Below are 12,383 nucleotides of genomic sequence, written 5' to 3'. Positions count from 1 at the left end.
TTGCAGCAAGTCACGGTACGACGGTTATGGAGCCTAACGACGAAATTCCTTCCGATGAAATGCTGGTAAAACGCTTGATCCGAGATCAGGCCCCCGAGTTGGGCGCGTTTCCAGTGAGCCGGCTGGCCAGCTCTGGAACAGACAACGCGCTTTATCGGCTGGGTGACAGATTGATTGTGCGGTTGCCAAGACGCAGATCTGCAATACCGCTGCTGACGAAGGAGATTGCATGGTTGCCTTTGTTCGCAGATCTACCACTAGAAGTACCGCGTCTGCGATTTCACGGATATGCCGATACAGCTTGCGAACAGCTGTTTGCGGTCGTCGACTGGCTTGATGGGAGCGTTGCCGAAACGAAACTCCTGCAAGAGCCGACCAGGGCCGCGATTGACCTTGCAATGTTCTTGAAAGCTCTGCAGTCCAAGGGGACAGCAAATGCGCCGATTGCCGGCACGAGCAATCATCACAGAGGTGTTGCGCTTGAGGACATGACAGTCAACACATGCGCCGCAATTGAAGATCTTGCAGAAGAGATCGATGTTCAGAGGGCTTTCAAACTTTGGGACGATGCTTGCGCACAGTCCGTGCCCAAGATTCCCGTCTGGCTGCACGGTGACCTCAAGGCGGATAACCTGCTTGTCAGAGACGGGCGGTTGGTCGCCGTGATCGACTGGGGGCTTTGCGCAGTGGGGGATCCCGCAGCCGATCATGCAGTTGCCTGGACCTGGGTCGCGCCGGAAGCCAGGCAAGTGTTTCGCCGGGAGCTGGATCTCGGAGAGACGGACTGGCTGCGGGCGCAAGGGTGGGCGTTATACGGCGCCGTGATTGCACTGAGTTACTATCGGGGCGGACGGAACGAGGCGCTGAGCCAGCAATGCCGACACACGCTGACACAGCTTGGATTGTTGAAGTAGGAGGGTATCTGTCAACAACTGGAGCAATCGCCAAGCGGAATAAGATCGCTATTGCTCCCGGTCGTTGTCATAGCGTCTAGATTTCTCTCCGGACAAGTCGCTGGCCACTCATTTGCTTAGAGCCTTTCCATTCTTCGATGAGTAGAACGTTGGAAGAAGATCGGAGCACTTTTCGCGACACCTGCCCTCCAATGATCCGGCGATCGAGAATGCCTTTTAGAGTTGCTTCCGGTGTATCAGCTGAGAACTCCGTCTTCGTAACGATGATATTCTCCGAAATTCGCGTACTTGTTTGAATGGGCAGCATGACAGTCAATGTTGCCGCCATGCCGGAGGTCAAAACTCACGACGGTGGATAAAAACCTTGGAGCCGGTCATATAATCACCCTGTCGTAGTACTGGACAGCTGGAGGAGCGACCATGAAAGACAGAAGCTGCGGCATGACACCGTTTTCAGTAATCGACTGAAAATATGACTGGTGATGCTGGCGGGATTTCCACTCCTCCAAGATCAACAGACGATTGCTTGCCTGATCGAAAAACACCGACACCGACAACGCACCGTTGAAGCTCCTTACAGCTGGCAGTTTTTCTTCCAAAAACAGTTCGAGCTTTGCATATTGCCCTTGGCGAACGGTCATCTCCAAAGTCACCCAAACACTCATTTGATCATCTCCTTTGTTGAGTGTGATCTTCGTAAGGGGCGTTAGAAATTGCCGATATCCATGGATAATCAAAAATGCCGGAAATCGCGCATCGCATGAGGCATTAGGTCCACTGAACAGGCATGCTGGAATATGCAATCGTGCCTGAATTTCTGAGGGGGGCAGTATACACAAGCGCAAACATGACAGGGCAGCGGTGATGGCGAATGGATTGAACCAATGCCTTGTCATTCCCGAAGGGCTGGCGGGTTTTGCCGATGCTCATAAAGTAATGCAGGATGGTGCCGCAGCTATTTTCCACAAACTGATAAGCGCCAATGCGTTGGGCGTAGAGTTCTTTAGCTCAGTTCCCTGTCTCTGTTTTGTATTGCGCGGTCGAGAAACCTTCATCACGCCCATTGGTGAGGAGTATGTTGTGCAGGCAGGAGAAATGATCCTATTGCCGCAGAACTTGCACATGGTGTCGAACTTCACCAACGATGCCGGTCCGCTGGAAGCCTTCCTGTTCTTTTTTGATCAAGCGATTGTTTCCGAGTTTCAGCGGACAGCAGCTGGCCGTTGGACACCGACTGGCTGTCGGGTAGGAGCATACAAGATCGCTGCCAGGGAGGGCGTGCCGAACTATATGAGTTCGCTAGCGACCGCCTATCGGCATTTGCCCAATGTGCGCGGATTGCTGCATGCCAAGCTTTTGGAATTGCTGCATCTTGTGGCCGCACTTGGTGAACCGAAGACACTTGGCGCGTTTTTGGAAGAAAACAGTGCGGATACGGGAAAAAGAAACATTCGACATCTCATGCGTATCCATCAGGCGCACAATCTCAATGTGGCCGACTACGCGATGTTGTCCGGACGCTCGGTGTCTTCGTTCAACAGAGAATTCAAACGGCAATTCGGGATTGCGCCGAGCCAGTATCTGATCGAGCAGCGGCTTCTCAAGGCCCGTGAGGCCGTTCTGGATACCTCTGCCGCGGTGACGGATATAGCACTGGATGCGGGATACCAGAATACGTCGCATTTCATCGCCATGTTCAAAAGCAGATTTGGCATAACGCCAAAGCGATTGCGATTGTCAAACCTGTAATACCTGAACTGAATTGCGTCAGTGATAAACGCACCAAATTGACGTTCCAACCAGTAGAGCGCTGAGCGAAAGGTCAAACAGTTTTCGATCTTCCAGGCAGCGTTCCGCCAGAACGATGAGTGTCAGGCCGGTCATCCAGACCAGGTTCATGGCACCTCCAACGAAGAAGAGCAGCATTAATGGACCTGTGCTGAGGACACAGTTTTGCCCGAAGGCGAGGGCCGAATGAAGGGACAAGCGGGAAAGGCGGCAGGCAGACCGCGTGCGTGATTTCAAATCGGTCAGCTGATAAACGCCTGCACCTGCCAGCAAAGCAGCGGAAAGGTTCGGCGAAACGCTCCACATCATGAAGGGATGGAGCAGGGCCGCCCTTTCCAGTCCCCATTGCAATCCGGTAGCAGCGATTGCGAACAATAGCCAAACAAACGAATACCCACACAGAAAGACAAGGATGTCGAGGACGGTTGAGCGTCTGAAGCGGTTGAACTCATTCAGACCAATCGGCAATAGCATCATTGCAAGCATCATGGTCCACCACATCATGACCATCTGAAGTGCGTAGCTGGCTGTCCAATCTACCACGAGACCAGCCACATGCTGAGCCGGTGGCAAAGACAGTCGCGTCATGGCCCAAACGGACATTCCGGTGCCACTGCCGGTGAGGACATACGCCCAAAGAAGTGCTGAACACGAGAAGAGCAACGACACCGGCAGGAAAACTGCCGGTGCGGTGCGAATTGCTGCCCAGTTGTCAGTATCGGTCATGGTGCTTTACCCAGGCCATCGGATTGCCTTCCGCTGGTTCGTCCCGGCCCTTGGGCGTCAAATCGATATAGGCGTAGGCGGCGTTTGTGGCATCGAGGCCGCGACCATACATGGAGTAGGTGTGGTAGACGGCCCCATCCTCGTTCTTGGCGAAGACACTGGTACCGTGCATCTCGTCCATGAATGCCTCTGGCATGATGCCAAAATTGTAGGCTCGACTGCGATCGGTTGGACGGGTCTCGTCAAAGCCAACGTCAAAGTCGTGATTGAAGCCGTTCTGGAAGGAAGAGACCCAATTGAAAGTCCATCCCATACGGGACTTGAATTCAAGGAGCCTCTCCAGCGGTGCCGATGAGACCGCAGTGAAAGCGATGTCGCGCGCAGCAAAGTGCGCTGACAATCCCTCGTAGCTGTCAGCCCAGAAGGAGCAACTCTTGCAGCCTTCCTCCCATGCCGGGCCGAACATGAAATGATAGGTGATGAGCTGGGAGTGGGGCCCAAAAAGGTCGCTCAAGGATTGCTGGCCGGTTTCGGTTTCGAAGGCGTAGTTTTTTTCCAGCCTGACCCAGGGCAGGGCCCGGCGTGCCTGGGTGATATCGTCCTTGAGCCGGGTGTGTTCCTTTTCACGCTGAAGCAGGTCCAGCCTGGCCTTCAGCCATTCTTCGCGCGTTGCAATAACAGGACTTGGCATCTTCCAATTCTCCTCAGGCACTTCTGGCGATTGGTGTTTCATCCTGCCAGTGTGGCGGCATCGTTGCGGCCACTTCCGGCAAATCGTTCAGCCGGTTCTTCCAGGTCGCGACATTTGGATAAAGGTCGGGCGGGTAACCGAAGCCGGCGGCTGTCATCAAACCGGTTCTGGTCTCGACAGCCCGCTGCAGCAACCTGACTTCCGGATAGGCGAGAGCATCTGCGGCGCTGGGCGTTTCACCTGCCATGAACGTCCGGCCGTCAGACAGGAGGCTCTCCAGATAGCGGCATTCGGCATGAACGAGAGCAGCTTCCTGCTGAAAGGTTTGATCGTCTTCGCTTCCAGCTTCAGGAACTCTGGCATCGGTGAAGAACGCACGACTCAGGAGCTGCCGGTTGGCTTCGCGCAGATACTCCCGGCACTCCATCGCGACTTGCCAGATGATGGCGGCTTGTTCTGGAGTTTCGCCGAACAGCGGCTTAGCCGGATAGGCCTTGTCCAGCCAGGCGAGAATGGCAATGGAGTCGCGCAAGAGTGTGTCGCCAGAGGTCAAGACCGGAACTTTCGCGCGCGGGTTCATTGCCAGGAACTCGGGCTTCAGGTGATCGCGTTCCGAAACGCTCAGGATTCTGATGTCCGCATCTATTCCCTTGAAGGCGAGGCCCAAGAGAACCCGCCATCCACGCGGCGCACCACTGAAAGTGTAAAGAGTTGGTCGCATCTAACTTCTCCCGTTTTCCGATAGGGAGAATGTGCGTTGACGGTATCGTTTAACAAGTAGGCAGAAAAATCGTATATAGGACTTAAAAAGATACTATTGTTGAAATTGAAGTGTTTTTTCTTCCGATTTTTCTTCTCTGTGGTCCACCCACCATTGGTGCATAGTCTGAAACATGGTCTTCAGCGCCAGTGCATCCGGCGTTGCGGAATACTCGACACGGGGAGGAACTTCGGCATAGACCTTGCGGTTCACCAGTCCATCGTCTTCCAGAGCGCGGAGCTGCTTGGTGAGCATCGTCTGAGTGATGCCATCCATTTCACGCTGCAGTTCTCCGAAGCGTTTGGTGCCTCGGAAAATCAGGATCTGCAGAATGGTGAGTTTCCACTTGCCGCCAATCATATTGAAGATGACGGGAGCGGGGCAGAGTTTGGTGTCCTGATCGTCTGGCATGGAACTTCCGTTAGGTTTCAGAAATGGCCATCGAGGCAGAGAATTGCTCGATAGTCTCAATGTGATGGTTATACGCCAAGTTCATGCCTGCCTCCAGAAACTGTGTGTCCGGCTCTTTCAGCGGCAACGGTGCCAACACGAAAAGAATACGCCTCAGAACACGTCCGTGGTCGTATCGAGCAGGATATAGATCCCTGCGGCGATCATGACGAAGGGTGAAAGACGTTCGAAGAAACGGCCGATCTTCTTGTTCTTTGCAAGACCATTGGAAAGCAACGTGCCGAACGCGAAGAGGCCGATGACGGCAAGGACAGCACCTAGGACCGCAAAATGATCCATCTCCTGTCGACTGTCGGCGAAGATCGCTGCCAGCAACACGAATGTATCGGTGCTGAGCGCAAGGAAGATGGACGATGCCCCGATGACGGAGTTGGCCGACTGGGTTTCGGTCTTGTCCAGCGCCGAGCGGCGGTTCGTTTTCCAGATCTCCCACAATCCCAATCCAATCGGGATGATGCCGAGATATCCCAAAAATTCGGGAGAGAGAAACGTCGCGCCGGCTCCGACCAGAAATGAACCGCCAATGACCAGCACGTGAGCGGCGAGAAATCCGGTCAGAACCTGCGTGCGCCGTCCAGCTGAGGAAAGGGCAAGGAAGGCGAACAGGCCGTCAATGTTTGTCAGCACGTAAGCCAGCGCCACAGAAAGAGCGAAAAACACTCTGAGTTACCCTTGCCAATATCACTTGAGGTCGAATTCGGATCGCTTGGTATCACGCTCTTGAAGGACCGGCTACCGGCAAGTGAGACGCAAGTTGGAAGATGTGCTTCTGAGACTGGAAGCATGCCGAAAGGCAGGAGGCCCGCCTCTCGGCATGAACAAAACGTTCTGATCAGGAAACCAGGGCCGTTTCATCTTCAAAGCCGATTTTCTTGCTGAGCTGATCTGCTGCGACCTGTGCATTGGGAAGTGAGCTTTCGTCGGACATATGGGCATCCGCCTTGATGAAATGTACGTCCTTAATGCCGATGAACCCGAGGACGTAACGGAGATAGTCCGTTGCAAAATCGGCGTCAGATTCAAAGGGAGTGCCACCGGACACGTAGATGACGACAGCGCGTTTGCCTTCCAGCAGGCCGACAGAACCCTCGGGCGTGTGCTTGAAGGTCAGATTGGCGCGGCAGACCTGATCAATCCATAATTTCAAGCTGGCGGGAACGCCAAAATTATAGATTGGCAGGCCAATGACCAGAAGATCGGCTTCCTGAAGCTCCTCAACCAACTCCTGTGAGGCCGATAAGGACTGTTCCTGGTCGTTGTCTCGATTGTCCGCGGGCGTAAAACTGGCGTTAAACCAGTCAGGGCCGATCAAAGGAATACCCTTTGCCAGGTCTCGCTGGACGATTTCCGTATCCGGACCGAGACCGGCAATGAAGCGCGCAGTGAGCGCGCGTGAGTGCGAATTACCGATTTGGGCACTGGTGTCGAGACGTAGAACCTTCATTTGATTTCCTGCCTGGTTGGATTTTGACGACAGGATCTGATCTAACTATTCTTGTTGCGAAGGATAATGACCTCAAATGGCAATTTATTATTCTTGAAACGAGAAGAAATGTCTCGACTGACCGAAATTGAAAATTTTGTCGAAATCATCAATGCGGGATCATTGTCCGAAGCATCGCGTCGGACCGGCCTGGCTTTATCGGCTGTGAGCCGGAGACTTAAGGAGCTGGAAAAACGGCTTGGCGTAACGCTTGTTAGGCGGTCAACGCGGAAGATCAGTTTGACCGAGGCGGGACATGACTTTTTCCTGCAATGTCAGCAAATCATCAACGATCTGAACGACGCGGAATCCAGCCTTTCCGAAACAACACATCGACTGGAAGGGCGCATCAGGTTGGCGGCTCCAACCTCCTTTACCTGTCGCCATCTGGGACCGATCCTCACGGAATTTCTTCGGCTTTATCCCGACGTCGCACTGGAGCTGGAAACAAATGACCGAAGGGTCGATATCATCCAGGACGGATTTGACCTGGCGCTCCGGATTGGACGATTACAGGATTCCTCGTTGCGGGCGCGGCGGCTGACCCGAATTCGACACCTTCCCGTGGCGAGCAAGATACTCCTGGACAGACTTGGATTGCCTGAACGACCCGAGGACATCAGTCGCTATTCTGTATTGCAGTATCGATCAAGCCGGCAGAGCAATCGCTGGAGTTTTGCGCGTCCCGACGGATCGAGGGGTGCCGTGCACATCAAGAACCGGATCATTTGCAACAACGGTGAGTTTCTGACCAGATGTGCCGAAGATGGACTTGGGGTCGCAATTGAGCCGACTTTCATTGTCAGTTCCGCAATTGCCGAAGGGCGTCTTGTTCCGTTGTTTTCTGACCATGTCTGGTCGGATGATGCTGCCTATGTGGTTTACCCGGAAGCCAGAGTGCTGCCGCTCAGAGTTAGAGCGCTGATTGACCATATTGCCGACCGGTTTCCCTCTGAGCCTTCCTGGGACCGGGAGATCGCGAGAAACTACCCATTGTATCAGGCCGGGTGGAGCTGAAACCGGTGGGTATTCAGAACCAGATCACCTTGGTGTGCATTGGCGTTGCCAGCGCAGAAAAATCGCTACCCCGGCGCACAACGCGATCAAGGCAGAGGCAATTGATATCAAAAGGGGTTTTAGAACCTGTCGTCTGAACAAGGGTTTCAGACATCTGGCCATGCTCGACGCTTCGTCAAAACAGGGCTAAAACAGGCCTCATACCGATACATTGGGAAAATGTGGCTGCGTCGGAGCATAACGCGCCGAACAAATGGAAGTCAGGCTGCACAGTCTTGACTGACGCTCGCGCCCTTCCAGATCCCGATTTGCAAATTCCTGCCGTCGCCTATGCCCGGACCTTGCAGAAAACGCAAGGGCTGCAGATCGGCGCGAAATGCGACAGGCGGTCCTGAGCCGTTCATGGACGTCATTTCCGCAATTTTACTCAAGACAGAACGAGGTGCCCCATGTGCATGTTCTCAAAACCGAAAACTCCGGAACCAACGCCGACTCCGCCGCCACCGCGTGAGCCGGACCCGCAACGACAGGCAAAAAGCCTTCAACTTTCAAACAGCAGGCGCCGGGCTGCTGCATACAACACAAGAGCAACGAATGTTACCGGGCCGCTGGGTGTTTCCGACTACCTGAGTGCTTCGCGGCCGGGTGTGACGCTTCTGGGACGGGCTTGATCCATATGGGTATTGTCGATGATCTGAAATCGGAGCTGCAAAGCGCTCGGGCCGAACGTCAGTGGTACGAAGCTGACTGGCAAGACTATGTGACTTACACAGCGCCCGATATGGAGCGGGCGTTCAACCGGCCGGGCGGAGTGACCGCTCAGGACGGCATGAGTGCATTTCGCCATTCTGCTGCCAGGGAGAGGTCGCGCAAGCTATATGATCCGACGGCGGTCTGGCTGCTGGACCGGTTGGCGTCCGGCGTTGGCTCGCTGACCATGCCGGAAGGTTTCAACTGGCACGGGGTCGGTTTCGGTGATCCGTTCGCGCCGCCGCCGACACAGGAGGACGAGGAGTTTTTCGAGTTGGTACGCGATCATCTGTTTCGCGTGCGCTCATCTGGAAGGTCCGGTTTTGCGCTTGCCAACCGGTCGCGGCTTCTGTCGACGGTGAAACTGGGGACAGGCGTGCTGTTTCCGGCCGAAAACGAAGGCAATATGGCCGATATCCGCACGCCGATCCATTACCGCTATGTGCCGCTTTACGAGATTTATCTGATCGTGGACGCGCAGGGCGCCGATTGCGGTTTCTTCCGGGTGCGCAAGCTGAAGGCCTGGCAGGCGGTAAAGGAATATGGCGGCAACGTCTCCGACAAAATCAAGGAGGAAGCGGATGATCCAAAACGCAAAAATGCGGAACATACATTCGTTCATGCCTGCTTCATGCGCGAAGGCGGCTTTGAGGAAGCAACGGACATCCGCAAATCGCGTTATGAAAGCATCCACTTTGAAGAGGAAAGCAAGCATATCTGCCGGAGAGGCGGGTATTTCGAGTATCCGCTGGTGATCAGCCGCTGGGACCGGGACGGCTTGTCGCCCTATGGTTCACCGCCCCAGGCCAAGCTGATGAGCGACATCAAGAGCTTGCAGAGCCTTGCGCGAGATGGCCTGATCGCCAGTTCGCAGGCGGTGCGCCCACCGATCGCGACCCATGCCCAGGAACGGCAACTGGACCTCAATCCAGGGCGGACGAATCCCGGCCTGATCGACGAGCAGGGCAGGCCGCTGTTCCGGCCGATGATTGATACCGTGAATCCGGGTGCCGCCGATGCGCAGATCGAGAATATCCGCGAGAAGCTGCGGATCGGGCTCTACGGCGACTTGTGGCAGACTCTGTTGGAAGGAAATGGGCGGACGGCGACAGAAGCAAATATCAGGCGCAAGGAAATGGCCGACATGATCGGGCCGTTCTCCACCAACATTATGGCCGGCAACGAAGCTCTGTTTGAGCGGGAAGTCGGCATTCTGGGTCGCCGGGGCGCGTTTGCCTCAGGCTCTCCGCTGGCACCGCCAGCCAGCATTGCCGACAGCGACGTGACCTTGGTGCCGACCGCACCGATCGACCAGATGCGTGAGGCCGGGCATTTCGAGGCGATCATGGGCTTCCAGGAATATCTGGGCATCGCTGCCGGTGCCGACCCGACCATCATGGATCTGCACGACCGGGAAGAAGAATACGACCTGACCCGGCGCGCGCTTGGCCTTCCGGCGAAGCTGAAACGGCGACCGGAGGAAGTTGAGAAACTGCGGCAGGAGCGGGCGGCCGAAACTGAGCAGCAACAGCAGCTTGCGGCCGGTGAAAGCATGGCGCGGATGGCCAAGGATGGAGCGCCGCTACTAAAGGCGATCAGTGAGCAGGATGGCAGCATATTGCCAAAGGACCTAGGGCTTTAACGATCTCGAAACCGATCTTCGCCGCGCTTCATCGCCCTTTCGCGCTCTATCAATTCCTCGGTGTAACGTTCCTGCTTTACGCCTGAACCGACTGAGCGAATGAGAATATAGATGAACAGGACCGTTGCTGCGCGGAACAACCAGAGGGCGGCAAATTCGATGACGCTGCTGACAGCTCCGCCATCTTGCAATCCAAGCGGAATTTCGTCGACCGAGAAGAGGGCAACAACGCCTAAAATAATGCCCATCCACTTGAAACCGGTCAGCGTTGAATAGTAAGTGCGGATCATTCCGAACTTGCGTGGGGTATGCATTGTATCTAGCCGCCGTCAGTTTGGTGAATGAGTGGCATGGATAGTCATGAATGGCACGCCGAATTTCAGCTGCGATCAGCGAGCCGGATGCCGAACTCTATTATCAGAAGAGGGAAAAGATCAGTCGCGGATGCGCCTCTCATCCTGCTTGGCCGCGTTGTTGCGCAATATCCTTTCCTCGATCTTTTGGTTCTGCTTTCTGCTTGAAAGAATTGAATAAAGAAGAACGGCAATCAGAACAACCACTCCAAATCGAAAGAGCCAAAGCGCGGCGGCCTCTCCTAGGAGGCCGATCAACATGGCATTTTCTTCGGTGACCGGAATTTCATCAACTGTGAACAGCGCGGCAATAGCCAAGATGATGCCAAGCCACTTCAGTCGATAAGGTTCCGAAAATCTTGATATCATTTATTGCGCGCTTTTTTCGCTCAAGAAAATGTTTGAGGTGAATTCAATCTAGGCGTGTTCGAGCAGCGTTTCAATACCGTTGCCTGCTTCGCCTCGGGGCAGGCACGCCCCTTGAAAACAAACGATTTCCTGATGTTTAGGCCAGATAACCGATCAACGGCTTTCCGGCTCCATCAGGCCCTGGAGAAACAAATGTGGAATTGTCTCCGACGGCGGGCGCCAAGCCGCCGTAGCAGAGCAAGTGAACTGGAACGGGCCTATCGGTCCGTTTTTTTGTGCCCGGACGGCGAAACCGTGCTGGCGGATCTGGCAGCGGAATGCGGGATCTATCAGGCCCCCCCGGTGGACCTGGGGCCACGGGAAAGCGGCTATCTGGACGGCCGCAAGGCGCTATATGCGCGGATTCTGTCGATGATCCGCATTCCACCGGAAGAACATGCCGCCCTGCAGGCCGCGGCCCGTTTGGAAACCCTTCCCGACTTTGAACACGAAGAGGACTTTTGATGATGGACGACCAGTTCGGCATCAGTGATGACGGCATGGAGCCTATGGCAGATGGGAACGACTTTCTGTCGGGCCTGAATGACGACCATAAGGCACTTGCCACACAAAACGGCTGGCAGGATGCGGGCAGTGTGCTTGAGAGTTATCAAGCGCTGCAGCACCAGATGACCAGCGCGGTGATAGTGCCCGATGAGGGCTCCAGTGCCGACGAAAAATCAGCCTTTTACCAAGACATTTCGAAAAGCTGGACGCCAAAAGACGGCTACCAGTTCAACATGCCGGAGGCGCTGCCGGAGAACTTTCCCTATGACCAGGCCTTTGCCGCAGAAGCAAGCGGCTGGTTCAAGGAGGCAGGCCTGCACCCGGAAGCGGCGCAAAAACTGCATGACAAGTGGGTCGGCAAAATGGCTGAGCATTTCGGTGCCCAGGAGGACGCTGCCAACAGCGCCGCGCAGCAGCAGGCTCAAGTGGCGGAAGCCGCGCACCGGGACCTGATCCGGGAATATGGTGAGCCGGAAAGCGATGCCTATCAGAATGCGGTCGCCAAGGCCGACCGGGCTTTAACCCACCTGAAGGCGACCGGGCTCGACATCACCGGCTGGTTTGCCGACAAGGGGGCGCTTTCGCGCGCCGACGCGAATGGTCTGCAACAGGTGGCCGATCCGGTGGCAGTCAAACTGCTGGCTTTCATCCACGACAGCTCCTTTGCCGAGGATGGCCTAGCTGGTCTGACCGATAGCGGCAGCGGCGCCAACCCCTTCGCAAGCGACAGCCTCAACCTGAAAGAACAGTCCGAGCTTCTGGAGCGAAACCCGGCACGGGCGCGTCAGATGATCATGGCTGCCGGGCGGGATCCGAAGTTATTTAGATTATAAAGTGCACTCTCATACTCAAAAAATGATAGAATTAAGGAAA

General features: G+C 55.2%; 15 protein-coding genes. 6 read left to right on the top strand and 9 right to left on the bottom strand.

All coding sequences use genetic code 11. The annotated features are described in order from the left end of the window. Positions 1–113 precede the first annotated feature (113 nt). Positions 114–914: an aminoglycoside phosphotransferase family protein gene (locus ABLO27_RS17755; protein ID WP_353034343.1), complete on the top strand. Its 801-nt coding sequence runs from the start codon at positions 114–116 to the stop codon at positions 912–914. A gap of 374 nt (positions 915–1,288) precedes the next feature. On the opposite strand, the gene ABLO27_RS17750 is transcribed toward ABLO27_RS17755, so the two are convergent. Continuing rightward, on the bottom strand, positions 1,289–1,579 hold the full coding sequence (locus ABLO27_RS17750; RefSeq protein ID WP_353034341.1) for a putative quinol monooxygenase: 291 nt from the start codon (positions 1,577–1,579) through the stop codon (positions 1,289–1,291). A gap of 199 nt (positions 1,580–1,778) precedes the next feature. On the opposite strand from ABLO27_RS17750, the gene ABLO27_RS17745 reads away from it, so the two are divergent. Beyond that, a complete protein-coding gene (locus tag ABLO27_RS17745; protein ID WP_353034339.1) occupies positions 1,779–2,663 on the top strand; it encodes a helix-turn-helix transcriptional regulator in 885 nt (294 codons plus the stop codon). Between the two features lie 18 nt (positions 2,664–2,681). Here the strand turns inward: ABLO27_RS17745 and ABLO27_RS17740 are convergent, their stop codons facing one another. The 6 genes from ABLO27_RS17740 to ABLO27_RS17715 all read right to left on the bottom strand — a co-directional run bounded on the left by ABLO27_RS17740 (position 2,682) and on the right by ABLO27_RS17715 (position 6,794). After that, positions 2,682–3,428, bottom strand: coding sequence for a DUF2182 domain-containing protein (locus ABLO27_RS17740; RefSeq protein WP_353034337.1), 747 nt, complete (start codon positions 3,426–3,428; stop codon positions 2,682–2,684). Beyond that, entirely contained in the window at positions 3,415–4,119 is a 705-nt protein-coding gene (locus ABLO27_RS17735) for a DUF899 domain-containing protein (RefSeq protein WP_353034336.1), read from the bottom strand. The genes ABLO27_RS17740 and ABLO27_RS17735 overlap by 14 nt, the downstream gene beginning before the upstream one ends. Positions 4,120–4,132: 13 nt before the next feature. Beyond that, complete coding sequence (locus ABLO27_RS17730; protein WP_353034334.1) at positions 4,133–4,840, bottom strand: glutathione S-transferase family protein; 708 nt, start codon at positions 4,838–4,840, stop codon at positions 4,133–4,135. A gap of 93 nt (positions 4,841–4,933) precedes the next feature. Beyond that, the gene (locus ABLO27_RS17725; protein ID WP_353034332.1) at positions 4,934–5,290 is read right to left on the bottom strand and encodes a winged helix-turn-helix transcriptional regulator; all 357 of its coding nucleotides are present in this window, start codon (positions 5,288–5,290) and stop codon (positions 4,934–4,936) included. A 153-nt stretch (positions 5,291–5,443) separates the two neighbouring features. After that, positions 5,444–6,010, bottom strand: coding sequence for a hypothetical protein (locus ABLO27_RS17720; RefSeq protein ID WP_353034330.1), 567 nt, complete (start codon positions 6,008–6,010; stop codon positions 5,444–5,446). Positions 6,011–6,182: 172 nt separating this feature from the next. Next, a complete protein-coding gene (locus tag ABLO27_RS17715) occupies positions 6,183–6,794 on the bottom strand; it encodes an FMN-dependent NADH-azoreductase (RefSeq protein WP_353034328.1) in 612 nt (203 codons plus the stop codon). A 108-nt stretch (positions 6,795–6,902) separates the two neighbouring features. Here ABLO27_RS17715 and ABLO27_RS17710 point away from each other — a divergent pair, with 108 nt between their 5' ends. Both ABLO27_RS17710 and ABLO27_RS17705 read left to right on the top strand, forming a co-directional pair. Further along, on the top strand, positions 6,903–7,850 hold the full coding sequence (locus ABLO27_RS17710; RefSeq protein WP_353034326.1) for a LysR family transcriptional regulator: 948 nt from the start codon (positions 6,903–6,905) through the stop codon (positions 7,848–7,850). Between the two features lie 676 nt (positions 7,851–8,526). Continuing rightward, a complete protein-coding gene (locus ABLO27_RS17705) occupies positions 8,527–10,242 on the top strand; it encodes a portal protein (RefSeq protein ID WP_353034325.1) in 1,716 nt (571 codons plus the stop codon). On the opposite strand, the gene ABLO27_RS17700 is transcribed toward ABLO27_RS17705, so the two are convergent. Then, the gene (locus ABLO27_RS17700; RefSeq protein ID WP_353034323.1) at positions 10,239–10,556 is read right to left on the bottom strand and encodes a hypothetical protein; all 318 of its coding nucleotides are present in this window, start codon (positions 10,554–10,556) and stop codon (positions 10,239–10,241) included. The two genes, ABLO27_RS17705 and ABLO27_RS17700, sit on opposite strands and share 4 nt — an antisense overlap. Before the next feature lie 120 nt (positions 10,557–10,676). Beyond that, the gene (locus ABLO27_RS17695; RefSeq protein ID WP_353034322.1) at positions 10,677–10,964 is read right to left on the bottom strand and encodes a hypothetical protein; all 288 of its coding nucleotides are present in this window, start codon (positions 10,962–10,964) and stop codon (positions 10,677–10,679) included. Between the two features lie 192 nt (positions 10,965–11,156). Here ABLO27_RS17695 and ABLO27_RS17690 point away from each other — a divergent pair, with 192 nt between their 5' ends. After that, positions 11,157–11,468: a hypothetical protein gene (locus ABLO27_RS17690; RefSeq protein WP_353034320.1), complete on the top strand. Its 312-nt coding sequence runs from the start codon at positions 11,157–11,159 to the stop codon at positions 11,466–11,468. Beyond that, positions 11,468–12,343: a hypothetical protein gene (locus ABLO27_RS17685; protein ID WP_353034319.1), complete on the top strand. Its 876-nt coding sequence runs from the start codon at positions 11,468–11,470 to the stop codon at positions 12,341–12,343. The genes ABLO27_RS17690 and ABLO27_RS17685 overlap by 1 nt, the downstream gene beginning before the upstream one ends. Positions 12,344–12,383: the final 40 nt, after the last annotated feature.

Origin of the sequence: Roseibium sp. SCP15, assembly GCF_040329435.1 — a bacterium.
In the GTDB taxonomy this organism is placed as follows: domain Bacteria; phylum Pseudomonadota; class Alphaproteobacteria; order Rhizobiales; family Stappiaceae; genus Roseibium.
This window is presented reverse-complemented; position numbering and strand designations above follow the sequence as displayed.

What these genes read in the sequence shown, in the direction of transcription:
- ABLO27_RS17750 (WP_353034341.1), bottom strand. Translation starts at nt 1,579, where the DNA reads ATGAGTGTTTGGGTGACTTTGGAGATGACCGTTCGCCAAGGGCAATAT.
- ABLO27_RS17745 (WP_353034339.1), top strand. Translation starts at nt 1,779, where the DNA reads ATGGCGAATGGATTGAACCAATGCCTTGTCATTCCCGAAGGGCTGGCG.
- ABLO27_RS17740 (WP_353034337.1), bottom strand. Translation starts at nt 3,428, where the DNA reads ATGACCGATACTGACAACTGGGCAGCAATTCGCACCGCACCGGCAGTT.
- ABLO27_RS17735 (WP_353034336.1), bottom strand. Translation starts at nt 4,119, where the DNA reads ATGCCAAGTCCTGTTATTGCAACGCGCGAAGAATGGCTGAAGGCCAGG.
- ABLO27_RS17730 (WP_353034334.1), bottom strand. Translation starts at nt 4,840, where the DNA reads ATGCGACCAACTCTTTACACTTTCAGTGGTGCGCCGCGTGGATGGCGG.
- ABLO27_RS17725 (WP_353034332.1), bottom strand. Translation starts at nt 5,290, where the DNA reads ATGCCAGACGATCAGGACACCAAACTCTGCCCCGCTCCCGTCATCTTC.
- ABLO27_RS17715 (WP_353034328.1), bottom strand. Translation starts at nt 6,794, where the DNA reads ATGAAGGTTCTACGTCTCGACACCAGTGCCCAAATCGGTAATTCGCAC.
- ABLO27_RS17710 (WP_353034326.1), top strand. Translation starts at nt 6,903, where the DNA reads ATGTCTCGACTGACCGAAATTGAAAATTTTGTCGAAATCATCAATGCG.
- ABLO27_RS17705 (WP_353034325.1), top strand. Translation starts at nt 8,527, where the DNA reads ATGGGTATTGTCGATGATCTGAAATCGGAGCTGCAAAGCGCTCGGGCC.
- ABLO27_RS17700 (WP_353034323.1), bottom strand. Translation starts at nt 10,556, where the DNA reads ATGCATACCCCACGCAAGTTCGGAATGATCCGCACTTACTATTCAACG.
- ABLO27_RS17695 (WP_353034322.1), bottom strand. Translation starts at nt 10,964, where the DNA reads ATGATATCAAGATTTTCGGAACCTTATCGACTGAAGTGGCTTGGCATC.
- ABLO27_RS17690 (WP_353034320.1), top strand. Translation starts at nt 11,157, where the DNA reads ATGTGGAATTGTCTCCGACGGCGGGCGCCAAGCCGCCGTAGCAGAGCA.
- ABLO27_RS17685 (WP_353034319.1), top strand. Translation starts at nt 11,468, where the DNA reads ATGATGGACGACCAGTTCGGCATCAGTGATGACGGCATGGAGCCTATG.